This is a genomic window from Streptomyces sp. JLBJ103 (assembly GCF_058215575.1).
The window spans coordinates 4,664,862-4,686,846 of the sequence record NZ_CM177089.1; the positions used below are offsets into that span (position 1 = coordinate 4,664,862).

The 21,985-nt window shown below is 71.2% G+C and carries 18 protein-coding genes and 1 tRNA gene; 9 read left to right on the plus strand and 10 right to left on the minus strand.

Features of this window, described 5'->3' with window-relative positions:
* Nucleotides 1-130: 130 nt before the first annotated feature.
* Nucleotides 131-1,444, plus strand: coding sequence for a class I SAM-dependent methyltransferase (locus AC4BEG_RS20605; RefSeq protein ID WP_490701221.1), 1,314 nt, complete (start codon nucleotides 131-133; stop codon nucleotides 1,442-1,444).
* Nucleotides 1,445-1,553: 109 nt separating this feature from the next.
* On the opposite strand, the gene AC4BEG_RS20610 is transcribed toward AC4BEG_RS20605, so the two are convergent.
* Complete coding sequence (locus AC4BEG_RS20610; protein ID WP_490701222.1) at nucleotides 1,554-4,100, minus strand: ABC transporter permease; 2,547 nt, start codon at nucleotides 4,098-4,100, stop codon at nucleotides 1,554-1,556.
* A gap of 77 nt (nucleotides 4,101-4,177) precedes the next feature.
* A complete protein-coding gene (locus tag AC4BEG_RS20615) occupies nucleotides 4,178-4,960 on the minus strand; it encodes an ABC transporter ATP-binding protein (RefSeq protein ID WP_490701223.1) in 783 nt (260 codons plus the stop codon).
* Between the two features lie 445 nt (nucleotides 4,961-5,405).
* On the opposite strand from AC4BEG_RS20615, the gene AC4BEG_RS20620 reads away from it, so the two are divergent.
* Both AC4BEG_RS20620 and AC4BEG_RS20625 read left to right on the plus strand, forming a co-directional pair.
* Nucleotides 5,406-5,488 (plus strand) — tRNA-Leu (locus tag AC4BEG_RS20620).
* Between the two features lie 185 nt (nucleotides 5,489-5,673).
* Complete coding sequence (locus tag AC4BEG_RS20625; protein ID WP_490701224.1) at nucleotides 5,674-6,567, plus strand: Bax inhibitor-1/YccA family protein; 894 nt, start codon at nucleotides 5,674-5,676, stop codon at nucleotides 6,565-6,567.
* Between the two features lie 279 nt (nucleotides 6,568-6,846).
* On the opposite strand, the gene AC4BEG_RS20630 is transcribed toward AC4BEG_RS20625, so the two are convergent.
* Nucleotides 6,847-7,077, minus strand: coding sequence for a DUF4287 domain-containing protein (locus tag AC4BEG_RS20630; RefSeq protein WP_037954490.1), 231 nt, complete (start codon nucleotides 7,075-7,077; stop codon nucleotides 6,847-6,849).
* A gap of 122 nt (nucleotides 7,078-7,199) precedes the next feature.
* Between AC4BEG_RS20630 and AC4BEG_RS20635 the strand changes: the two genes are divergently transcribed.
* Nucleotides 7,200-7,526, plus strand: a complete 327-nt coding sequence (locus tag AC4BEG_RS20635) for a hypothetical protein (RefSeq protein WP_490701225.1) — start codon at nucleotides 7,200-7,202, stop codon at nucleotides 7,524-7,526.
* Between the two features lie 185 nt (nucleotides 7,527-7,711).
* On the opposite strand, the gene AC4BEG_RS20640 is transcribed toward AC4BEG_RS20635, so the two are convergent.
* The 3 genes from AC4BEG_RS20640 to AC4BEG_RS20650 form a co-directional block, all read right to left on the minus strand.
* Entirely contained in the window at nucleotides 7,712-8,638 is a 927-nt protein-coding gene (locus AC4BEG_RS20640) for a hypothetical protein (protein ID WP_490701226.1), read from the minus strand.
* Nucleotides 8,639-8,895: 257 nt separating this feature from the next.
* Nucleotides 8,896-10,116 (minus strand): acetyl-CoA C-acetyltransferase, encoded by a 1,221-nt coding sequence (locus AC4BEG_RS20645; protein WP_490701227.1) that lies wholly within the window; start codon nucleotides 10,114-10,116, stop codon nucleotides 8,896-8,898.
* Between the two features lie 215 nt (nucleotides 10,117-10,331).
* The gene (locus AC4BEG_RS20650; protein WP_490701228.1) at nucleotides 10,332-11,348 is read right to left on the minus strand and encodes an SGNH/GDSL hydrolase family protein; all 1,017 of its coding nucleotides are present in this window, start codon (nucleotides 11,346-11,348) and stop codon (nucleotides 10,332-10,334) included.
* 191 nt (nucleotides 11,349-11,539) lie between these two features.
* On the opposite strand from AC4BEG_RS20650, the gene AC4BEG_RS20655 reads away from it, so the two are divergent.
* A complete protein-coding gene (locus tag AC4BEG_RS20655; protein ID WP_490701229.1) occupies nucleotides 11,540-12,925 on the plus strand; it encodes a cystathionine beta-synthase in 1,386 nt (461 codons plus the stop codon).
* 300 nt (nucleotides 12,926-13,225) lie between these two features.
* Here the strand turns inward: AC4BEG_RS20655 and AC4BEG_RS20660 are convergent, their stop codons facing one another.
* On the minus strand, nucleotides 13,226-13,606 hold the full coding sequence (locus tag AC4BEG_RS20660; protein WP_490701230.1) for a hypothetical protein: 381 nt from the start codon (nucleotides 13,604-13,606) through the stop codon (nucleotides 13,226-13,228).
* 105 nt (nucleotides 13,607-13,711) lie between these two features.
* Between AC4BEG_RS20660 and AC4BEG_RS20665 the strand changes: the two genes are divergently transcribed.
* Nucleotides 13,712-15,100, plus strand: a complete 1,389-nt coding sequence (locus AC4BEG_RS20665) for an acyl-CoA synthetase (RefSeq protein WP_490701231.1) — start codon at nucleotides 13,712-13,714, stop codon at nucleotides 15,098-15,100.
* A gap of 20 nt (nucleotides 15,101-15,120) precedes the next feature.
* Here AC4BEG_RS20665 and AC4BEG_RS20670 read toward each other — a convergent pair whose 3' ends face one another.
* On the minus strand, nucleotides 15,121-15,945 hold the full coding sequence (locus AC4BEG_RS20670) for an ArsR/SmtB family transcription factor (protein WP_490701232.1): 825 nt from the start codon (nucleotides 15,943-15,945) through the stop codon (nucleotides 15,121-15,123).
* A 360-nt stretch (nucleotides 15,946-16,305) separates the two neighbouring features.
* Here AC4BEG_RS20670 and AC4BEG_RS20675 point away from each other — a divergent pair, with 360 nt between their 5' ends.
* Both AC4BEG_RS20675 and AC4BEG_RS20680 read left to right on the plus strand, forming a co-directional pair.
* Nucleotides 16,306-17,235 (plus strand): hypothetical protein, encoded by a 930-nt coding sequence (locus AC4BEG_RS20675; protein WP_490701233.1) that lies wholly within the window; start codon nucleotides 16,306-16,308, stop codon nucleotides 17,233-17,235.
* Between the two features lie 82 nt (nucleotides 17,236-17,317).
* The gene (locus AC4BEG_RS20680) at nucleotides 17,318-17,692 is read left to right on the plus strand and encodes a peptidase inhibitor family I36 protein (RefSeq protein ID WP_490701234.1); all 375 of its coding nucleotides are present in this window, start codon (nucleotides 17,318-17,320) and stop codon (nucleotides 17,690-17,692) included.
* A gap of 71 nt (nucleotides 17,693-17,763) precedes the next feature.
* On the opposite strand, the gene AC4BEG_RS20685 is transcribed toward AC4BEG_RS20680, so the two are convergent.
* Nucleotides 17,764-19,194 (minus strand): purine-cytosine permease family protein, encoded by a 1,431-nt coding sequence (locus tag AC4BEG_RS20685; protein ID WP_490701235.1) that lies wholly within the window; start codon nucleotides 19,192-19,194, stop codon nucleotides 17,764-17,766.
* Between the two features lie 344 nt (nucleotides 19,195-19,538).
* Between AC4BEG_RS20685 and AC4BEG_RS20690 the strand changes: the two genes are divergently transcribed.
* On the plus strand, nucleotides 19,539-20,417 hold the full coding sequence (locus AC4BEG_RS20690) for a MurR/RpiR family transcriptional regulator (protein ID WP_490701236.1): 879 nt from the start codon (nucleotides 19,539-19,541) through the stop codon (nucleotides 20,415-20,417).
* Between the two features lie 149 nt (nucleotides 20,418-20,566).
* On the opposite strand, the gene AC4BEG_RS20695 is transcribed toward AC4BEG_RS20690, so the two are convergent.
* Nucleotides 20,567-21,952: a type III PLP-dependent enzyme domain-containing protein gene (locus AC4BEG_RS20695; RefSeq protein ID WP_490701237.1), complete on the minus strand. Its 1,386-nt coding sequence runs from the start codon at nucleotides 21,950-21,952 to the stop codon at nucleotides 20,567-20,569.
* Nucleotides 21,953-21,985 lie beyond the last annotated feature (33 nt).

The window sequence follows — 21,985 nt, forward strand, 5'->3', positions numbered from 1 at the left end:
CCCGCCGTCCACCGGCGCGCGGGATGACTTTTGCCGATTCCAGACGTGTCGCCGGGACTGTACGGATGGTTCCATGGTGTTTACGTGGTGAGTAAATCTTCGCTGACTTGCCATCACGGAGGTGTGCGACATGACCGACGCCGCTGGGCGACTGGCCGCCCTGGCCGAGGAGACGCTGGGCGCCCCGCTCCCGCTCCGGATCCGCGCCTGGGACCACAGCGAGACCGGACCGCCCGGCGCCCCCACTCTTGTCGTACGGCGCCGCCGGGCGCTGCGCCGACTGCTGTGGAGGCCCGGCGAGCTGGGTCTGGCCCGTGCCTGGGTGGCCGGTGACCTGGACATCGAGGGCGATCTGTACCAGGCCCTGGCCGCGCTCGCCGGGCTGCTGTGGGAGCGCGGCCCTGGCCCCCGGCAGTCCCGGCTCACCGCCGCCTTCCAGGCGCTGCGCGACCCCGCGCTGCGCTCCGCCGCCCTCGGCCTGATCGCGCTCGCCGGGCCGGGGCTGCCGCCGCCCCCGCCCGGTGAGGAGGTGCGCGCCCCGAGCCGTGGGCCGCTGCACACCCTGCGCCGCGACAAGGCGGCCATCAGTCACCACTACGACGTGGGCAACGACTTCTACGCGCGGGTGCTCGGCCCCTCCATGGTCTACTCGTGCGCCTACTGGGACCGGCCCGATGGCACGCTCGAGGACGCCCAGCACGCCAAACTCGACCTCGTCTGCCGCAAGCTGGCCCTGCGACCCGGGCAGCGGCTGCTGGACGTGGGCTGCGGCTGGGGCTCGATGGTGCTGCACGCGGTGCGCGAGTACGGGGTGACCGCCGTCGGCATCACGCTCTCCGAGGAGCAGGCGGCGTACGCCCGCAAGCGCATCGCGGAGGCCGGGCTCACCGACCGGGTCGAGATCCGGGTCCAGGACTACCGCAAGGTCGTCGACGGGCCCTTCGACGCGATCTCCTCGATCGGTATGGCCGAGCACGTCGGCGCCGTGCGCTACGCCGAGTACGCCGCCATCCTGCACCGGCTGCTGAAGCCCGGTGGGCGGCTGCTCAACCACCAGATCGCCCGGCGCCCGGAGCCGGACGAAGAGGCGTACCGGGTGGACGAGTTCATCGACCGCTATGTCTTCCCCGACGGCGAGCTGGCCCCGGTCGGCCGGACCGTCGCCCAGCTGGAGGAGGCGGGCTTCGAGGTGCGCGACATGGAGGCCATCCGCGAGCACTACGCGCTCACCCTGCGCGCCTGGGTGACCAACCTCGAGCAGCACTGGTCGGAGGCGGTACGGCTCACCTCACCGGGCCGGGCCCGGGTCTGGCGGCTGTACATGGCCGCGTGCGCGCTGTCCTTCGAGCGCAACCGGATCGGCGTCAACCAGGTCCTGGCCGTGCGCACCCCCGGTGACGGGGTGTCCGGGCTGCCGCTGCGCGCCCGCGACTGGCGGGAGTAGCGCGGCGGGAGAGACGGCGACGTCCCCGCCCGCCCCGATGAAAGGGCGGACGGGGACGTCCGGTTCAGCACCGCTTCGGCACCGCTTCGGCACCGCTTTCGGCGCCGCGCTACTCGGCCTTGATGGCCGCCAGCATGTTGAGCTTCGCCGCGCGGCGGGCGGGCCACAGCGCCGCCAGCACGCCCACGAGGGCGGCCAGCAGCAGGAAGACCGCCATCCGGCCCCAGGGCAGCACCAGCTCGTAGGTCGGCATCCCGTTGGCGATCATCTCCCCGGCCGCCCAGCCGAAGAACACTCCGAGGCCGAGCCCCAGCACTCCGCCGAAGAGCGAGATGACCAGCGACTCCAGCCGGACCATCCGCTTGATGCCGCGCCGGTCCAGGCCGATCGCCCGCAGCATCCCGATCTCCTGGGACCGTTCGAAGACCGACATCGCCAGGGTGTTGATGACCCCCAGCACGGCGACGAGCACGGCCATGCCCAGCAGTCCGTAGAGCATGTTGAGCATCAGGGTGAAGAACTTGGCGATGCCGTCGGAGATGTCCTGCTTGTTCTGCACCTGGATCGCCGGGTTCTCACCGAGCGCCTTCTTCAGGGCGTCCTTGGCCTCCTCCGACGGGCCGCCCTTGGTCTTCACCATCACCTGCATATCGGTGATGGTGGACATGTGCGGGGTGAGCGTCCCGGAGTCCAGCATGATGCCGCGGATCATCTCGTTGCCCGTGTAGATGCCCTGGACGGTGAGCGTGCCGCGGCGGCCGTCCTCGTAGGTCACCGGGATCGAGGAGCCCAGCTTCCAGCCGTGGGACTTGGCCATCTTGTCGTCCACGACCGCCTTGTTGCCGGAGAGTCCGGAGAAGGAGCCCTGGGTGAAGTCCACGTTCACCAGGTCGGTGATGGACTTCCCGTCGACCCCGGTCAGGAACTTGGTGTCGCCGTCGATCCGGGAGGCGGACTGGCGCAGCGGGCTGTACGCGGTGACCTCGGGCATCTTGCCGATGGTGCGGGCCACGTCCGGCGAGAGCGGCCGCTGGCCGTCAAAGCCGCCCATGCTGACCACGTAGTCGGACTTCAGCGCGTCGGTGGCCATCTTGTCGATGCCCTTCTGGACGCTGCCCGCGATCACCGTCATACCGGTGATCAGGGTGAGGCCGACCATCAGGGCCGAGGCGGTGGCGGCGGTACGGCGCGGGTTGCGCACCGCGTTCTGCCGGGCCAGCTTGCCGGGCATGCCGAACAACCGCAGCACCGGCGCGGCGGCGGCGATCAGCGGCCGGGACAGCAGCGGGGTGAGCACGAACACCCCGACCACCAGCACAGCGGCGCCCGTCCCCATCAGGCCCTTGCCGTCGGTACCCATTCCGGCCCCGGCCAGCACCAGCGCGATACCGCCCGCGGCCAGGATCGCGCCGATGGTGTTGCGCACCACCAGACCGCGGGTGCTCGGCGGGGCGTGCACGCTGTTCATCGCGGCGACCGGCGGGATCTTCGCGGCGCGGCGGCCGGGCAGCCAGGCGGCGAGCACGGTCACCACGATGCCGACGGCCATGGAGAGCAGCACGGTGTTGGCGTCGACGACGAGCGGGCCGTCCGGGACCGTGGCCCCGGTGGAGTTGAGCAGCGAGCGCAGCCCGGCGCCGATGCCCACACCGGCCGCGAGACCGGTGACGCCGGCGATGATGCCCACGACGGTGGCCTCGATCAGCACCGAGCGGGTGACCTGACGGCGGGTCGCACCGACCGCGCGCAGCAGGGCGAGCTCCCGGGTGCGCTGGGCGACCAGCATGGTGAAGGTGTTGGCGATGATGAAGATGCCGACGAAGAGCGCGATACCGGCGAAGACCAGCATGCCGGTCTGCATCCCGCTCATGCTCGCCTTGATCTGCTCGGCCTGGTCGTCGGCCAGCTTCTGACCGGTCTCGGCCTTGGCCTCCTTGGGGAGGACCTTGTCGAGGGCGGACTTCAGCGCGGTCTGACTGGTGCCCGCCGCGGCCTTCACATCGATCTCGTCGAACTGACCGGGCTTGGCGAACAGCCGCTGCGCGGTGGGGGTGTCGAACAGCGCGAGGCTGCCGCCCGCCGCCACATTGCCGTCGTCGGTGGTGAAGACGCCGACGACCTTCTCCTTGCGGACCGGGCCGTCCACCGACACCCGGATGGTGTCGCCGACCGCGTAGTGGCCGCGCTCGGCCGACTTGGCGTCGAGCGCCACCTCGCCCGCGGCCTTCGGCGCCCGGCCGTCGGTCAGCGCGTACCGCGGGTCCTTGCCGTCCTTGCCCGGGTAGTAGTTGCCGCCGAGGTTGGAGAAGCCGCTGCCGAGGAGGTCGCCGTTCTTCTTGGACAGGGCGGTGTAGCCGGAGACGGTGCCGGTCGCCGAGGCGACGCCGGGCACCTGCGCCGCCCGGTCCAGCACCCGCTGGCCGAGCCGGGGCGCCTCACCGGGCTTGCCGCTGTTGTCGTCGGAGTCGCTGTCGGGCGTGATGGCCACGTCGACGCCGGAGAAGCCCTTCTCGGAGCTCTTCTGGTAGGCGTCGGAGATGGTGTTGGTGAAGACCAGGGTCCCGGAGACGAAAGCCACGCCGAGCAGCACGGCGAGCGTGGTCATCAGCAGCCGGGCCTTGTGCGCAAGCACATTGCGCAAGGCGGTACGGAACATGAGGTGTCAGTCCTGAGGGGTCTTGGAGAGGTCGGCGAGGCGTACGGCGGCGTGGACGGGACGGATGTGGCGTCCCGTCAGCTGGTGCGGCCCTTGGCGTCGAAGCGCTTCATCCGGTCCAGGACCAACTCGGCGGAGGGGTCGCGCAGCTCGTCGACGATCCGGCCGTCGGCGAGGAAGACCACCCGGTCGGCGTAGGAGGCGGCCACCGGGTCGTGAGTGACCATCACCACCGTCTGGCCCAGCTCCCGCACCGAGTTGCGCAGGAAGCCCAGGACTTCGGCCCCGGACCGGGAGTCCAGGTTGCCGGTGGGCTCGTCGGCGAAGATGATGTCCGGCCTGCCCGCCAGGGCGCGGGCCACCGCCACCCGCTGCTGCTGACCGCCGGAGAGCTGGTTGGGACGGTGCTTGAGCCGCCCGGACAGACCGACGGTCTCCACCACCCTGTCCAGCCACGCCTGATCGGCCTTACGGCCCGCGATGTCCATCGGAAGGGTGATGTTCTCCAGCGCGTTCAGCGTCGGCAGCAGGTTGAACGCCTGGAAGATGAAGCCGATCTTGTCGCGGCGCAGCTGGGTGAGCTTCTTGTCCTTCAGCGCGGTCAGTTCGGTGTCACCGATCCGGGTGGAGCCGCTGGAGACCGTGTCCAGACCCGCCATGCAGTGCATCAGCGTCGACTTGCCCGAGCCGGAAGGGCCCATGATCGCGGTGAATTCGGCCTGCCGGAACTCCACGGAGACGGCGTCCAGGGCGATCACCTGGGTCTCGCCGTGTCCGTAGACCTTCGAGAGGTCCGTGGCCCGCGCCGCCGCCGTGGTGGGGCGGGCGGCGGTCTGGACGCCGGAGGGGGTGGTGGTCACGGTGGAGTGCTCCTGTCGTGCGGTACGGGACGGTCCCGCGCCATGGGGGGACTGGTCCCGTACTGCGGGACCCGGCGTGGGGATGTCCTCCCATGGTCCTCGCCGCACGGCCGTACGGGATCAGCCCGTGCTCCGGTTTCCGCGCGCCCCTTGGGTCGTAGGAGCCGCCGCCCGGCTCCTCCCTGGGTAGGAGAGGGGCCCCCGGACGGGGGCATCGAGATTGCGTCATTCCGCTGATCGCGACGGTACCCGGCATATGGGCAGGTCCGGTCGCCGACCGGCATCCACAGGTACCCCGCCCCGCCGCTGATGGGCACTCAGTTGCCAATAAAATAAGACAACCTCGGTCTGGGGACTCGCTGTTCGGGGGCTTGTCCCCGGATAGGCTCGTGCTGCTCTCCTATGGGGAAGGTCGTATGCGAACGGTACGGCCAAGGGAGCCGTTGCCCGGATGGTGGAATGCAGACACGGCGAGCTTAAACCTCGCTGCCCCTCGCGGGCGTACCGGTTCAAGTCCGGTTCCGGGCACCTCCAGATCGTGGAACGGCACTCAGCGTGCGCGTCCGGTCGCCCGCTGCTCCTGCGTGGGGCCCGCAAGGGCCTCGCGCGTACGCGTCATGCGTGAAAAGATCCTCCTTGGGCACTAGGGTGCATTCTTTGCTTACCCATTACTCTGAGGTCAAGGTCGCGCAGGGCGGCCATGGAGGAGTGAGATGAGGAGCAGCAACCCGGTCTTCTCGCGACGGGGGTTCAGCCGCACCGGCGGCTACGCCGGCTTCGGCGCGGCGCCGCAGGCCGGGAGCCCCGCCGCAGGTCAGGGCAACCCGTACGCCGGTGGTAACCCGTACGCGCAAGGACAGGCGCCGACGAATCCCTACGCGGGCGGTGCACAGCAGAATCTGACGCCCGAGCAGCTCCAGCAGATGTACGGGGCGCCGCCGACGGGTCCGCGCACCGCCGTCATGACGATGGACGACGTCGTCATGCGCACCGGTATGACGCTGGGCACCGTCATCGTCGCCGCCGCGGCCGCCTGGATCGCCGACCTCCCGGTCGGCGTCGGCTTCGGCGCCGCGCTGGTGGCGATGGTCCTCGGCCTCGTCCAGTCGTTCAAGCGCACCGCCTCACCCGCGCTGATCATGGGCTACGCCCTCTTCGAGGGACTTTTCCTCGGTGTCATCAGCCAGGTGTACAACGACCGCTGGTCCGGCATCCCGATGCAGGCGGTGCTGGGCACGATGGCGGTCTTCGTCGGTGTGCTCGTGGCGTACAAGACCCGGCTCATCCGGGTGAACGCGCGCTTCCAGCGCTTCGTGCTCGCCGCGGCCATCGGCTTCGTCCTGCTGATGGCGGTCAATCTGCTCTTCGCCGCCTTCGGCGGCGGTGACGGCATGGGCTTCCGCAGCGGTGGCCTCGGCATCGTCTTCGGCATCATCGGCGTGGTGCTCGGCGCGGCCTTCCTGGCCATGGACTTCAAGCAGATCGAGGACGGCGTCCAGTACGGCGCTCCGCGTGAGGAGTCCTGGCTGGCCGCGTTCGGTCTGACGCTGTCGCTGGTGTGGATCTACCTGGAGCTGCTGCGGCTGATCTCCATCTTCCGGGACTAAGCAGCCTCGCTGAAGTCCGGTGCGGTTCGGGTTGCGCCCCGAAGGGGCGCGGGGAACTGCGCGACCAGACACGACGCAGCCGCAGACGCATGACGGCACCTCGCGGCACTTCCCGCGGAGCGCTTAGTGCCGTCGCCACCGGTCATCACCGGTGGCGACGGCGAAGGGCCCGCGGAGGCGATTGCCTCCGCGGGCCCTTCTTCTGCGGCGTAAGCCACCCCGTTGGGTCCGTGTGGTCCGTGTGGGATACACGCCTGTGCCTCCCGGGAGGGGGCGCGGCTACAGCAGCTTGCGTGCCGCGCGCCTCAAGTCGTGCTCATGGATGATCGCTTTGGCGTGGCCGTAGGCGAGCTGATGCTCGCCGCGCAGCCAGCTGACCTTCTCCTCGAAGCGGAAGAACGCGGGGCCTTCGTCGACCGTGCGGAGCCAGTCGGCGACTTCGCGGCCTGTGCACTGGGGAATGCGGGAGAGTAGGTTCCGGTGAGTCTCGTCGGAGAAGATTTGGGACATCGGCGCCTCCGGACGCGTCCATGCCGGACCCGGGTGCAGCACCCGGGTGGGGTCCTTCAGCTCACCGTGCCTGAGTGTTCGGCGGTTGGCAACAGTCCGTCGGTGGCGCATACGCTTCGGCCGTGGATGATGTGACCCCCTTGCTCACCGCCGTCGACCGGCTGGCCGACCGGCTGCGCTCCCTGCCCCAGTCCCGGTTGCGGCAGGGCGCGGCGGCGGAAGGACTGGCGCTGGCAAGGGAATTGGCACAGCGTGCCCAGCGGCTGGAGGAGCCGGCGACACCGCCGAGGATCATGCCGGACGCGGGGATGTTCGCGGTCGCGGATCAGCTGGCGGTGGCGGGCCACGATTTGGTGCACGCGCTGGAGCGCGCGCCGGGCGGCGGTGCGGGGGAGCTCGCCGAGGCGGTCGGTCTGGTGACGGAGACGGCCACGCGCTGCGGGGTCTGACCGGGCCGTCCGGCGGGCCGGGAGTACGCGGCCGGGGGGACCCGGGGATACGGCGTTGCGCGGAGGCCGGGGGGCCGGGGATACGGCGCTTGCGGTGGTAGCGGCGGGCCCGGCGGAAACGGCGGCCCAGTGGGGCGCCGCCGTGGCCCCGGAGGGCGCGCCATGTCTGGAGCGGGGCGCTGCGGTTACAGCGAGGCGATGACGCGGTCGGCGAGGACGTACACCTTCTCGGCCCCGCAGCCGAAGGTGAGCGCGTAGGCGCCGGAGACGCCCGAGCCGCCGAGCAGTACCGGCGCGGTGCCCTCGCGCAGCGCGTCGGCCAGCAGCTCCGCGGTCTCGCGGTGGCCCGGCGTCATACAGATCGTGGTGCCGTCGGCGAAGACGTACACATCGAGGGTGCCCAGGGGCCCGGGGCGTACATCGGCCAGCGGTACGCGGTCGTCGGCCAGCTCGGTGAGCCGGGTCACCGTACGGTCGTGGTCGGCCACCGGGGACGAGGGCGTGAAGTCGGGGTGCGAGGGGTGGCGGCGGCGCGCGGCCGCGAGCTCGGCCGACTCCACGGACTCGGCCTCCAGCTCCGCCTCGGTGCGCGTCTCGGCGGCCACCTCGAGCTCCACCTCCGCCTCGGCCTCCGGCTCCCCGACGGGGTCGAGGGTGTCATGGCCCAGCGCGTCCAGGCCGAGCAGCGGCTCGAGCCCGGCCAGATCGGCCTGGCGGGGTACGTAGAGCTGGTTGTCCTGCACGGAGTCGTCGCCGGGGCCGGACACCCCGCCGAGCAGCGAGTGGGCGTCGGCGGACCCCGCGGAGTCCCTGGCCTCCTGCGCGGCCCAGAACGCCCGCGCCTCGGCCAGTTCCCGCTCCCGCTCCTCCGCGAGCGCGTCCGCCACGGCGGCGCGTATCTCGGCGGCGGGGGTGGCGCGGGCAGCGGGCACCGTGGCAGCGTCCGCCCGGCCGTCCCGGGCCGCCTGGCCGGCGGCGGCGACCGTGGCGGCGAGGTCGGCCCGCAGCTCGGTGATCTGCCGGCGCACACCGCGGGCGGTGTGCAGGGCGGCGGCGCCCACGGCCGTGGCGGTGACCGCGGCCAGGAGGACGACAAGGGTCATGGGGCTCACTGACTTAACTCCCGGTTGTTATGGATCCCCCGAATTCCTACCTCAGCTTGACGTGCGGCGCCTCTCGGCGTCAGTGCATAACGTCACTAAAGGGATGGAATCCGGGGCCGGAAGGGACTGGACGACCGTGGCTGAGCTGGGGAGACAAGCCTCCCCCAGGACCTTTGTCACATCCTGGGGGAGATTCGGTCACAGTCCCGCCGCGGCCCGGCGCGGTGCCGTGTGGCGCTGCTCCGCGCGGCTCGGCCTGGCTCGGTTCAGCTCAGCCGCTCGATGACCATGGCCATGCCCTGGCCGCCACCGACGCACATGGTCTCCAGACCGAACTGCTTGTCGTGGAACTGGAGCGAGTTGATCAGCGTGCCGGTGATCCGGGCGCCGGTCATGCCGAAGGGGTGGCCGACGGCGATGGCGCCGCCGTTGACGTTCAGCCGGTCCAGGTCGATGCCCAGATCGCGGTAGGAGGGGATGACCTGCGCGGCGAACGCCTCGTTGATCTCCACGAGGTCGATGTCGCCGATGGAGAGCCCGGCGCGGGTCAGCGCCTGCTGGGACGCCTCGACCGGTCCGTAGCCCATGATCTCGGGGGAGAGCCCGGAGACCCCGGTGGACACGATCCGGGCCAGCGGGGTGATGCCCAGCTCGCGCGCCTTGGTGTCAGACATGATCACCAGCGCCGCCGCGCCGTCGTTGAGCGGACAGCAGTTGCCCGCGGTGATCAGGCCGTCGGGGCGGAAGACCGGCTTCAGGCCGCGTACCGCCTCCAGGGTGGTGCCCGCTCGCGGGCCGTCGTCCGTGGCCACCACGGTGCCGTCGGGGGTGGTCACCGGGGTGATCTCGCGCTCCCAGAAGCCCTTCTTGATGGCCTCCTCGGCGAGGTTCTGGGACCGCACGCCGAACTCGTCCATGTCCTCGCGGGTGATCCCCTTGAGGCGGGCGAGGTTCTCGGCGGTCTGGCCCATCGCGATGTACGGGTCGGGCAGCAGGCCGTCCTCACGCGGGTCGTGCCAGTCGGTGCCCTCCTGCTCGGCGCGCGCGGCGGTACGGGCCTCGCCGTCGGCGAACAGCGGGTTGTGGGTGTCCGGCAGCCCGTCCGAGGTGCCCTTCACCGAGCGGGAGACCATCTCGACGCCCGCCGAGATGAAGACGTCGCCCTCGCCCGCCTTGATGGCGTGCAGGGCCATCCGCGAGGTCTGGAGCGAGGAGGAGCAGTAGCGGGTGATGGTGCAGCCCGGGAGGTGGTCCATCCCCATCTGCACGGCCACGATCCGGCCCAGGTTGTGCCCCTGCTCGCCGCCCGGCAGACCGCAGCCCAGCATCAGGTCGTCGATCTCGCGCGGGTCGAGCTGCGGCACCTTGGCGAGCGCGGCGTTGATGATCTCCGCGGTCAGGTCGTCCGGCCGCAGATCCTTGAGCGACCCCTTGAAGGCTCGGCCGATGGGTGAACGGGCGGCAGAGACGATCACAGCTTCGGGCATCACGGCTCCATGAGGCGGAAGGGCTTGGCTGGACTGTGTGGGAAGTTACCTGCACGTACCCCGGTGGTCACGGGGTCCGGCCTGTGACGCGGAACTCTTTTTTCCAAGCGTACGCTCAGCCCCCGGGAACCGGCCCAGGGCGCGCACCCCGGGACCCTCGGACCTCGGGACCACGGACCCGGATGGGCGCCCGGCGGGGCCCCGGGGTGACGGCCTCAGTGGGTGACTGGTGGGGGTGAGGGGGCCGGGACGGGGCCCTCGGCGGGAGCCGGCTCGGTGGGGCGGTGGCGGCGCAGGAGGCGGGCCCAGGGGCCGCGGGCCGCCGTGACCTCGGTACCGCCCTCGGCCGCGGCCTCCGCAGCGGCCGTGGCGACCGGCAGGATGCCCTCGTCGCGGGTCTCCGGCGCCTCCTCGGGCCACAGGCCCAGTGCGGCGCACAGCGTGGGCAGGACGGCCATGGCGGCCGTGGCGTAGCCCTCCGCCGAGGGGTGGTAGTTGTCCGGGCCGAACAGCTCCCGCGGGTTCGCCGCGAACTCCGGGCCCAGCAGATCGCCCAGTGAGACCGTACGTCCGCCCTGCTCGACCACCCCGATGGTCTGGGCGGCGGCCAGCTGGCGGCTGAGCCGCCGCGCGATCCAGCGCAGCGGCTGGTAGACGGGCTCGAGGGTGCCGAGGTCGGGGCAGGTGCCCACCACCACCTCACAGCCGCGCTCGCGCAGCCTCCGCACCGCCTCCGACAGCAGCCGCACCGACTGTGCGGGCGGCATCCGCCGGGTGACGTCATTGGCGCCGATCATGATCACGCAGACGTCGGGCAACTGCTCGGGATCGTCCAGCACCAGCGTGACCTGGCGCTCCAGATCGGTGGACTGGGCGCCCGGGAGCGCCACGTTCCGCAAATCCACCGGGCGCTCCGCCACCGCCGCGAGCCCGGAGGCCAGCAGCGCGCCCGGCGTCTGACTAGGGCGGTGGACGCCCTGCCCGGCGGCTGTGGAATCACCTAGAAAGGCCAGCCGCAGAGGGGGCTGGCCGGTTCTGCGGGCGAAGGCGAAGCCATATCGCCCGTCCGCCCGCGGCGGGGCGGTCTCGGAGCCGCCCACCACCCGCTTCGCCAGAGATACCTCGGTGAGCACCAGCACGGCCGCCACCCCGCCCAGCAGCCCGATTCCGCCGCCCCCGTACGCCGCCGCGGCGGCGATCCGCCGCGCCACCCTCGCCCTCGACATCGACATGGGTTCAGCCCACCTCCGTCCGCACGCGCCGCAGGCCGGTTCGTACGGCCTGCTAACACCTAGTTTCCCTATGGAGTGTGCCTCGCAACGCGCCGGTCGGAGGGTCCGGGAGCGCAATAAGCTGACTGCACGGGCCCGCGACGGCGGCCGCCCCGACGCGGAGATCCCGCGGAACCGGACCAGGAGCAGGTGTGCAGTACTACGAATCGATGATTGAGCTGGTCGGCAATACCCCGCTGGTGAAGCTCAACACCGTGACCGAAGGCATCCGGGCGACCGTCCTGGCCAAGGTCGAATACTTCAATCCCGGCGGTTCCGTGAAGGACCGCATCGCGGTGCGCATGATCGAGGCGGCCGAGGCGTCCGGAGAGCTCCAGCCCGGCGGCACGATCGTGGAGCCGACCTCCGGCAACACCGGCGTCGGCCTGGCGATGGTCGCCCAGCGCAAGGGCTACAAGTGCATCTTCGTCTGCCCGGACAAGGTGTCCACGGACAAGATCAACGTGCTGCGGGCGTACGGCGCCGAGGTCGTGGTCTGCCCGACCGCCGTGGACCCCGAGCACCCCGACTCGTACTACAACGTCTCGGACCGCCTGGTGCGCGAGACGCCCGGGGCCTGGAAGCCCGACCAGTACAGCAACCCCAACAACCCCCGCTCGCACTACGAGACCACCGGTCCCGAACTGTGGGAGCAGACCGAAGGCCGGATCACCCACTTCGTGGCGGGCGTCGGCACCGGCGGCACCATCAGCGGCACCGGCCGCTACCTGAAGGACGTCAGTGACGGCCGGGTCAAGGTCATCGGCGCCGACCCGGAGGGCTCGGTCTACTCCGGCGGCTCCGGGCGCCCGTATCTGATCGAGGGCGTCGGCGAGGACTTCTGGCCGACCGCCTACGACCAGGAGGTCGCGGACGAGATCGTCGCGGTCTCCGACAAGGACGCCTTCCAGATGACCCGGCGGCTGGCCAAGGAGGAGGGGCTGCTGGTCGGCGGCTCCTGCGGGATGGCGGTCGTCGGCGCGCTGCGGGTGGCCAAGGACCTGGGCCCGGACGACGTGGTGGTCGTGCTGCTGCCGGACAGCGGCCGTGGCTACCTCTCCAAGATCTTCAACGATGAGTGGATGGCCGACTACGGCTTCCTCGAGGAGGACGGTCCGGCGGTGCGCGTCGGCGACGTCCTCCAGGGCAAGGAGGGCGGGCTGCCCTCCCTCGTCCATATGCACCCGGAGGAGACGGTCGGCGAGGCCATCGAGGTGCTGCGGGAGTACGGCGTCTCGCAGATGCCCATCGTCAAGCCCGGTGCGGGGCACCCGGACGTGATGGCCGCCGAGGTCATCGGTTCCGTGGTGGAACGCGAGCTGCTGGACGCGCTGTTCGCGCACCGCGCCGAGCTCGGCGACCCGCTGGAGAAGCACATGAGCCCGCCGCTGCCGCATGTCGGCTCCGGTGAGCCGGTCGCGGACCTGATGGCGGTGCTGGGCCGGGCGGACGCGGCCGTGGTGCTGGTGGAGGGCAAGCCGAAGGGTGTGGTGAGCCGTCAGGACCTGCTGGCTTACCTGGCCCGCACTCCCAAGTAGGGCCCCAACTGCCGCACGGCGCAGGCGGGATGGGGATTCGGGCAACTGGTACGCATGTGTCACGCGCTCGCAGCACAGGGTTAACACGGCTCCGGCAGATTGGGGGTTGTCGGGAAACGGACGACCCCGACACCCCAGCGGCGGCAGGACTTCCGGAGCGGCTCCCGGACCTCCATGGTCGCCCGGACGCTGTGGCCGTACCTGACTTCGGCCCGCGTCCCCGCGGGGACCGCCGACGTCCCGCCCTCGGTGTTCTCACCGGGGTGCGGCGGTCCCCGCGTTCATCACCCCGCCGAAAGGTCAGTCCCGCTGGCCCGCGCCGTCCTCGCGCCTGCCGCGGCGCAGCCGGAAGAGGCCGCCGAACGCGTGCACCGCGTTGAGCCCGACGATCCCCGCCCAGGTGACCAGCAGCCCGGCCAGCCCCTCGTTGACCGCGCCGATCGCCGACAGCGGGATGGCCAGCACCAGGGAGACGCCGACGAAGGCGAACCGCTCGCCGAAGCCGTCCGTGCCCAGCCCGCCGGCCGGCCCGCCGCCCGGCTCCCGGCCGTCGCTCCCGTACGGGCGGGGGCCGCGCGCTGCCGCCATCTGCCGCTCGGCCATCTGCCGCCGCTGATGGCGGTCGGCGGTCCGGAGCGTCGCGTCGGCTTCCTGTTTCGGCTCGGGGTCGAGGGGGTCCATGCTTGACGACGATACGGTCACGGGGAGGCTGTGTCGGTAGGGCTAGCCCCCCAACCGAGGTGGGGTGACAGGTGCCCCGGCCCGCCCGTGGAAGGAGTCCCATCCGTGACCGCACCTCTCCTCACGTCCCTCGCCGTCTCCGGCGGAGACCGCCCCGACGCGCTGACCGTCGGCGGCCACCGCCTCTCGCGCGAGGAACTGCTCGGCGCCGCGGGCGCGGTCGCCGCCCGCATCGCCGGTGCCCCGGCCGTCGCGGTTCACGCGTCCGCGACCCCGGAGACGGTGGTCGCGGTGGTCGGCGCGCTGCTCGCCGGGGTGCCCGTGGTCCCCGTACCGCCGGACTCCGGCCCCGCCGAACGCGACCACATCCTGCGGGACTCCGGCGCCGCGCTGCTCCTCGCCGGAGCGGCCGCGGAGATCGCCGAGGTGCCGGTGGAGACCGTACGGGTGGACCCGGCCGAACGCGCGGAGTGGAGCAAGGCCGAACCCGCCCCGGAGTCGGCCGCGTTCACCCTCTACACCTCCGGCACCACCGGCGCGCCCAAGGGCGTGGTGATCTCCCGCCGCGCCGTCGCCGCCGATCTGGACGCGCTCGCCGACGCCTGGGCCTGGACGCCGGAGGACACCCTCGTCCACGGACTGCCGCTGTTCCATGTGCACGGTTTGGTGCTGGGCGTCCTGGGCGCGCTGCGGACCGGCAGCCGCCTGGTGCACACCGGCCGGCCGACGGCGGCGGCGTACGCGGCGGCCGGGGGCAGCCTCTACTTCGGCGTACCCACCGTCTGGAACCGCGTCGTCCAGGACCCGGAGTCCGCCCGCGCCCTGTCCGGCGCCCGCCTGCTGGTCTCCGGCAGCGCCCCGCTCCCGGCCCCGGTCTTCCGCGACCTGGAGCGGCTCACCGGCCAGCGCCCGGTCGAGCGCTACGGCATGACCGAAACCCTGATCACCGTCAGCACCCGTGCCGACGGCGAGCGCCGCCCGGGCTCCGTCGGCACCCCGCTGCCCGGGATCCGCACCCGGATCGCCGCCGAGGAGGGCGCCGAGATCGGCGAGCTCCAGCTCACCGGCCCCACCCTCTTCGACGGCTATCTGAACCGCCCCGAGGCCACCTCCGGCTGCTACACCGAGGACGGCTGGTTCCGCACCGGCGACATCGCCACCGTCGAGCCGGACGGCTTCCACCGCATCGTGGGCCGCGCCTCCACCGACATGATCAAGTCCGGTGGCTACCGCATCGGCGCGGGCGAGATCGAGAACGCCCTGCTGGACCACCCCGCCGTCCACGAGGCGGCCGTCGTGGGCGCACCCCACGACGACCTCGGCCAGCAGATCGTCGCCTATGTCGTCGCCGACGGCGTCACCGAACAGGACCTCATCGACCACGTCGCCACCCAGCTCTCCGTCCACAAGCGCCCCCGCAAGGTCCGCTTCCTGGACGCCCTGCCGCGCAACGCCATGGGCAAGCCGCAGAAGAAGCTGCTGCCCCCGCTGTGACGGCCCCGGCGCTGCCGCTCCTAGCTCGCCAGCCGCCCGTTCAGGAGATCGGCGCCGAGGGGGGTCAGGCTGTGGTGGACGGCACCGCCGACCCGGCGGGTGTTGAGGAGGTCGGCGTCGCGCAGGACCGACACGTGATGGCTGGCCGTGGCGGGGGAGACACCGACGCTCTGCGCCAGTTCGGTGGTCGTGCAGCCCCCGGCGACGGCCTCCAGGGCGGCCGCGCGGGTGCGCCCCAGTAGTGCCGCCAGCCGCTCCGGCGTCCGTTGCCCGTTGCCGGTCGAGACCTGCTCGGGAGGGCGCAGGAGCATGTCCTCGATCGGGTGGACGACGACCGGCGGCAGGCCGGGGTCTTTCAGAAACGTCGGCGTGCGCCAGCAGAAGTAGGACGGCAGCAAGAGCAGGCCCCGCCCGTCGAGATACACATCCCGGTCCACCGCGGGGCCATCGACGGTGAGCACGGGGGACTGCCAGTCGAGGCCGGGGTGCGAGGCTGCCATCAACTCCTCGAAGCTGCCCTCGCGCAGTCCCAGGGCCCGTGTCGCGCGGTCGGTCGCCAGCTGCGCCCGCATATGGGGCCAGTAGGGGGCGAGCGCGGTGCGGTGGTAGGCGCGGATCTGCGCCGCGAGGTGGCGCAGCGTCTCCACGTCGCCGTCCGCCAGTCGGCACATCCAGCTCGGAACCGACCGGGCCGCGGTCAGTTCACCGATTTCGGCGCACAGTCGCTTCCGGGGTGTGGACAGCAGGGCGCTGATGCCCAGTTCCAGTCCGCCCGCCGCGGCGGCGGGGGTGAGGAAGTCCGGTGAGTAGCCGCGTGGTGGAGCCAGCGCGAGCAGCGAGCGCAAGGGGCCGGCGCACCTGCTCCGGACCCGCCGACGCCACCGGCCGAAAACCAGCTCTCCATTGTGGGTTTGGAGCATGTGCAGGCTCAGGAGTCCTTCCCACATCGGGTCGGGATCCTGAGCCACTCGGCTCTGCGCCAGATCATCACTGCTGAAATGAATGCGCAATGGCATGATCGTAACCCCCGTTACGGGAGAGCTCCCCCACGGCCCTCCTCCCAACTGACGAAGCGTAGTGGACGGACCGCTTCACCTTTTCCCGGCAGGGCTGCTGATTTCGGCCATTCATCCTTTCCGGTCGCGGGGCAGGCATTCGAGCACCGTCGAATGGTGTGGCGGAGGATTTCGGCAGCCTTCACTGTGGTGATCGCGACGGTGAGTCAGTTCAGTGACGGGGGGAACATGAAGTCTCGCTGGAAACGCACCACCAGGGGGGTGGCGGCGACAGCCGTGGTAGCGGCTGTGGTGACGGGATGCGCGGATGGACCGGGAAGCGCCTCACCGCAACAGCCGGAAAGCACATTGACCCGCGCCGAAGAGCGCCTGGTACGCACGTGCATGGCACAACGGGGATTCTCCTATCACGAGGTGAAACGCACCGGACCGGAGAGCGAGCCGGAGATTCCGCAGTTCCCGTACGCCATCGACAACGTGTCGTGGGCCCGTCGGCACGGATACGGAACCGATCTGCTGAGCAAGGCCGCGCCGGCACCGGCGACCGTGAACCCCAACCTCGCCTACGTCAAGGGCCTCTCGCCGAAGAAGCAGCGCGCTTGGAGCACCGCCCTGGTGGGTTCGGGCAAGCAGCTGTCGGTACGGCTCGCGGACGGTTCCCGTATCAGCACCAGTAGCCACGGCTGTGTGGCGCAGGCCCGACGCCACCTCTACAAGGACCTGCCGGGATGGTTCCGGGCCAAGAAGACCGTCGAAAACATCGACGGATTCGTCCAGCGCGCGGTGCGCGACGACCGCCGGTACAAGGCGGCGGTCGTGGCGTGGGCCGCCTGCATGCGGAAGGGCGGCCGCGAGGTGCGGGATCCCGGCCAACTGCGGAGGCAGTACGCCGAGGAGCGGCGCGGCGAGAACCGGAAGACCGCGCGGCGCCTGGAGATCACAACGGCCGTCGCCGAGGCGAAGTGCGCCACTTCCACCTCGATGGCGCGCTCCACCAGGACGCTGGACGACGAATACCGAAAGAAAATGCGCAGAACTTTCCACAAGGAGTACGAAACCTTATCGAAGCTGAAACGGTCGGCGCTGCCACGAGCCGAAGAGGTCCTGCGCCGCAGGTGATGTCTCGGTGAGCCCAAGGGAGTCACCGAGCGAGAGAGAGAACACATTTCCCAGGAAAGATCCCACAGAGAGGAAACGCATCATGCGACGGATTCTGGCGACCGCGGGTGCCGTTACAGCCATTGCCGCCGCGGCCCTCATGGGCTCGGTCGGGACTGCTTCCGCCAGTCCGGCGGATTGTCCGCCCGGATCGTTCTGCGCCTGGAGCGACGATGACTTCTCGGGAGCCATGGCGCAATGGGCCGGGAACGACAACGACTGGACGAACGACGGAATGCACGACAACGCCGAGTCGCTCTACAACAACGGAGTGCCCGGATCTCTCACCAGTGTGCAGACCTACTACGACGCGAACTTCGTGAACCAGGACGTCTGCGTCAACCGCGGGGAGACGTACGACTTCGCCATGAACGACAACGACTATGACTCCCACCGCTGGGTCCCGGGCTGCACCTGATCCGGCCACGAGCGGTGCCCCGGCCGAACCGCCGCCGGGGCACCGCCCATGCCCGCCCACTGTCGACCGCCTCACCCCGACTCGGTGACGTTCGGGCGGCTGGGGATCGGCTCCGGGGCGAGGATCATGCGGTCCGGGACGCGGTCGAGGTCGCCCCGGGCCAGCAGCCAGTAGAGGGCGGCGGGGACGACGAGGCCGACGATCCAGGAGATGTCCGCGCCGCCCAGCGGTGCCACGAACGGGCCGGTGTAGAAGTGGGTGGCCAGGAAGGGGAGTTGGGTGAGGACGCCTACGGCGTAGGTTATCAGGGCCTTCCAGCGCCAGGCGCCGTAGCGGCCGTTGGGGTCGCTGAGCGCCGGGATGTCGTAGCGCTCCTTGGCGATGGCGTAGTAGTCGACGAGGTTGATCGCGCTCCACGGTGTGAAGAAGGCCAGCAGGAACAGCAGGAAGTCCTTGAAGGACGACAGGAAGCTGTCCTTGCCCAGCAGGGCGACCGCCGTACCGGCGACCATGATGGCCGCGATGTAGGCGGCGCGGCCGCGCGGGGAGAGGGTGGTGCGGCCCCGGAAGCCGCTGACGCTGGTCACCATCGACATGAAGCCGCCGTAGGTGTTGAGGACATTGACCGTCAGCTTGCCGAGGGCGATGACGAAGTAGAGGAGCGAGGTGACCACGGCCGCGCCGCCGCCGAGGCCGACGACGTAGGAGACCTCATGGCCGATGAAGGCGTCACCGGCCGCCGCGGCGGCGAGGGCGCCGAAGGTCATGGACCACTGGGAGCCGAGGACGGTGCCCGCCAGGGTCCAGGAGAAGGTGGCCCGGGCGGAGGTGGAGCGGGGCAGATAGCGCGAGTAGTCGGCGACGTACGGGCCGAAGGCGAGCTGCCAGGAGGCGGACAGCGACATCGCGAGGAGGAAGAGCGGGACGTCGAAGGTCCGGTCGTGCAACAGGGTGGCGAGGTCGGCGCGGTCCAGGAGCCGGATGCCGAGATAGACGAAGGCCAGCGCGCAGATCACTCCGGCGATCCGGCCGAGCGCGTGGATCAGGCGGTAGCCGACGGTGGCGGTCACGGCGGTGATGAGCGCGAACAGCATGATGCCGGTGGTGTCGCCGAGATGGGTCAGCTCACCGACCGCCTGCCCCGCCAGGACGCTGCCGCTGGCGAAGAAGCCCACGTACATCACGATGACCAGCAGCAGCGGGACGATCGCGCCCCGCACCCCGAACTGGGCCCGGGAGGAGATCATCTGGGGCAGTCCGAGCCGCGGCCCCTGGGCGGAGTGGAGGGCCATGACGGTGCCGCCCAGGAGATTGCCGAGCAGCAGGGCGAGGATGGCGGGGAAGGCGCCTGATCCGAAGACGACGGCGAGGGCGCCGGTGACAACGGCGGTGATCTGGAGGTTCGCTCCGACCCACAGCGTGAACTGGCTGAAGGCGGTGCCGTGGCGCTCCGCGTCGGGAACGACGTCGATGGAGCGTCTTTCGACCAGGGAGTCGGGCATGTGGTGCTCCTGCGGCTGGTTCTTCGCGTATTTCCTGGCGTATTTCTGGTTTCTTGTGCGCTTGCGTTTCTCGCGGCTGCGTGGTTCTGGGGGAAGGCAGGGGAGCAGGGCCGACGCGGCAGGTGAAGCGATACATTCGCGTCCCCTTGCGCTGCCTGCATATAGTCATGCACGGTCATGGGTGAGTGAATAGAAGTCAAGAGGTCGGCGTTGATCGGCGGTATCTTCTGTTCGCAATATGGGACGGAACGCCGGGCTGCCGTCGGGGCAGGGCGTGTTCGGGCCGGAGCGCCCTGGAGGATGTCTCATATGCCGGACAGTGCGAGGCCAGGAGGACGGACGCGATGAGGACCGACAACGGCACGGCGCCGGACACCGCGGGGGCGGACGCCGGGGGCGGTGCCGCCCGGCTCCAGGCGCTCTTCGAGGGCCACCGGCTCACCCCGACCCAGCGGCGGATCGCCCACTGCATGGTGCGGCGGGCGGCGGACGCCCCGTTCCTGTCCAGCGTCGAACTCGCCGAACTGGCGGGTGTCAGCCAGCCGTCCGTGACCCGCTTCGCGGTCGCGCTCGGCTTCGACGGCTATCCGGCACTGCGCAAACATCTGCGCGATGTCGCGCCCGCCGAACCGCCGGTGGCCGAGGGCGCGTACAACGAGTACCAGCAGGCGGTGCAGTCGGAGATCGACAACCTGCGCCACCTCGCCGCCCTGCTGGCCGACCCCGCCCCGGTCGAACGCGCCGGACGGCTGCTCGCGGAGTCCCGGCCGCTGCCGGTCCTCGGACTGCGCGCCGCCTCCGCCCAGGCGGGCGGCTTCGTCTACTTCGCGCGCAAGGTCCACCCGGACGTCCGGCTCCTCGACGAGGGCGGCACGATGCTCGCCGACCGCATCGACGCCGCCCAGCGCGCGGGCGCCAGCGCCCTGCTGTGCTTCGCGCTGCCGCGCCATCCGCGCGAGGTCGTCGAGGGTCTGGAGTACGCCCGGGAGTCCGGTCTGACCGTGGTCACCGTCGCCGACAGCGCCTTCGCCCCGGTGGCCCGCCACAGCGATCTGCTGCTGCCCGGGGCGGTCGGCACCGGCCTGGCCTTCGACACCGCCTGTGCGCCGATGCTGCTGGGGCGGGTGCTGCTGGAGGCGATGTGCGACGCCCTGCCGGACGCGCAGGCGCGGCTGGAGGAGTTCGACGCGAAGGCGGTGGCGCGCGGGCTGTTCGTGGAGTAGCCGTGACTGAGCCAGCGGGCGCTAGGGTCCGTCTTCGAAGGGGGCGTCCGGCCGTGAGCGGCGTCTGGTGCAGGGGGCACCTCCCAGCGTTAGCTGGGGGAGGATCGCAAGGCGGAGGATCGTCCTCGTACTGGGCGTACTCACGGGCCCTACAGGTCCACCAGCGAGCCGGCGTAGTCGCCGCCGCTCTCCGTGACGATCTCCTCGACCGTCTGCGGGGAGCGCACCGTCGCGAAGCGCACCGCGCCGCCGTCCACCGTGAAGCCGTAGATCCCGGGACGCGGCAGGCTGTTGTAGGCGAAGTGGTTGGAGAAGTAGTACGCCCCGGTGTCCAGGAGGCCCACCAGATCGCCTGCCGCGAGCTGCGGAAGGGGGCGGTCACGGGCGACCAGGTCGCCCGCGAAGCAGCACGGGCCGGCGACGTCCTGGGCGACCAGGCCGCCCGGGGCGGTCTGTTTGGGGCGGCCCGTGGCGTCGTAGGCGGCGATCCGCAGCGGCCAGGACTCCGGTGCGAAGACCGTGCGGGTGGCGAGCTGGGCGCCCGCGTGGGTGACCGCGATCGGACGGCCGCCCGCGGACTTGGCGTACTCGACCCGGGCCAGCACCGTGCCGGACTTGGCGAGCAGCGACCGCCCGAACTCGGTGACCAGCTCGTACCGCCCGTCGAACAGCCCGGGGGCGGTGGTCAGCAGCAGCCGGGCGTACTCCCGGTAGCCGGGGGTGAACGCATCGGAGCCGAAGTTCACCGGCAGTCCGCCGCCGATGTCGAGGGTGGCGACCTGCCGGCGGCCGGCCGCCGCGTTGATCTCCTCGGCCAGTTCGTAGACCGCCCGGACGCCCGCCGCCATCAGCTCCAGCGGGATGCCCTGGGAGCCGACATGCGCATGCAGCCGGGTCAGCCACGGGTGCTCCGCGAAGGCGCGGACGACGCGGTCGCGCGCGCCCGGGTCCTGGAGCGCGAAGCCGAATTTGGAGGTCGCGGTGGCCGTGCTGAGCGCGTCGATGCTGCCGCCGCCCAGCTGCGGATTGACCCGCAGCCCGAGCGGGCCGTGCGGGGCCGCGGGCGCGGCCCCGCCCCGTGGCTCGATCAGCGCGTCGAGCCGGTCCAGCTCCTGCGGATTGTCGGCGTTGACGGCGATCCGCAGGCGCAGTGCCTCGCGCAGTTCGGCGGCGGTCTTGGCGGGCGAGTCCAGCACGATCCGCTCGGCCGGTACGCCCGCGGCGCGGGCCAGCGCCAGCTCGCCGGGGCTGGCCACCTCGCAGCCCAGCCCCTCGTCGGCCAGCAGCCGCAGTACGGGGACCAGCGCGGCGGCCTTCACCGCGAAGGCGTGCAGTACGGGGGTGCCGGGGGCCACGATCTCGTCGAAGGCCGTACGCAGCTCCGCCGCGGCGGCGCGGATCCCGGCCACGTCCAGCAGTCCGGCGACCGGTTCCGCGGGGCTGAGCAGACCCTGCTCCACGGCGGCCCGTACGGCGCTCTCACGCCGGGCGGCGCGCTGTCCGGGCCCGTCCCCCGCAACCGTTTTCGACGTCATGACCTCAGCCAACCACCCGTCCAGGGGCCTGGC

Bases quoted from the DNA above. Each gene is read 5' to 3' on its own strand.
- AC4BEG_RS20605 (WP_490701221.1), top strand. From the start codon at position 131: ATGACCGACGCCGCTGGGCGACTGGCCGCCCTGGCCGAGGAGACGCTG.
- AC4BEG_RS20625 (WP_490701224.1), top strand. From the start codon at position 5,674: ATGAGGAGCAGCAACCCGGTCTTCTCGCGACGGGGGTTCAGCCGCACC.
- AC4BEG_RS20690 (WP_490701236.1), top strand. From the start codon at position 19,539: ATGAGGACCGACAACGGCACGGCGCCGGACACCGCGGGGGCGGACGCC.
- AC4BEG_RS20685 (WP_490701235.1), bottom strand. From the start codon at position 19,194: ATGCCCGACTCCCTGGTCGAAAGACGCTCCATCGACGTCGTTCCCGAC.
- AC4BEG_RS20610 (WP_490701222.1), bottom strand. From the start codon at position 4,100: ATGTTCCGTACCGCCTTGCGCAATGTGCTTGCGCACAAGGCCCGGCTG.
- AC4BEG_RS20630 (WP_037954490.1), bottom strand. From the start codon at position 7,077: ATGTCCCAAATCTTCTCCGACGAGACTCACCGGAACCTACTCTCCCGC.
- AC4BEG_RS20645 (WP_490701227.1), bottom strand. From the start codon at position 10,116: ATGCCCGAAGCTGTGATCGTCTCTGCCGCCCGTTCACCCATCGGCCGA.
- AC4BEG_RS20695 (WP_490701237.1), bottom strand. From the start codon at position 21,952: ATGACGTCGAAAACGGTTGCGGGGGACGGGCCCGGACAGCGCGCCGCC.
- AC4BEG_RS20650 (WP_490701228.1), bottom strand. From the start codon at position 11,348: ATGTCGATGTCGAGGGCGAGGGTGGCGCGGCGGATCGCCGCCGCGGCG.
- AC4BEG_RS20660 (WP_490701230.1), bottom strand. From the start codon at position 13,606: ATGGACCCCCTCGACCCCGAGCCGAAACAGGAAGCCGACGCGACGCTC.
- AC4BEG_RS20680 (WP_490701234.1), top strand. From the start codon at position 17,318: ATGCGACGGATTCTGGCGACCGCGGGTGCCGTTACAGCCATTGCCGCC.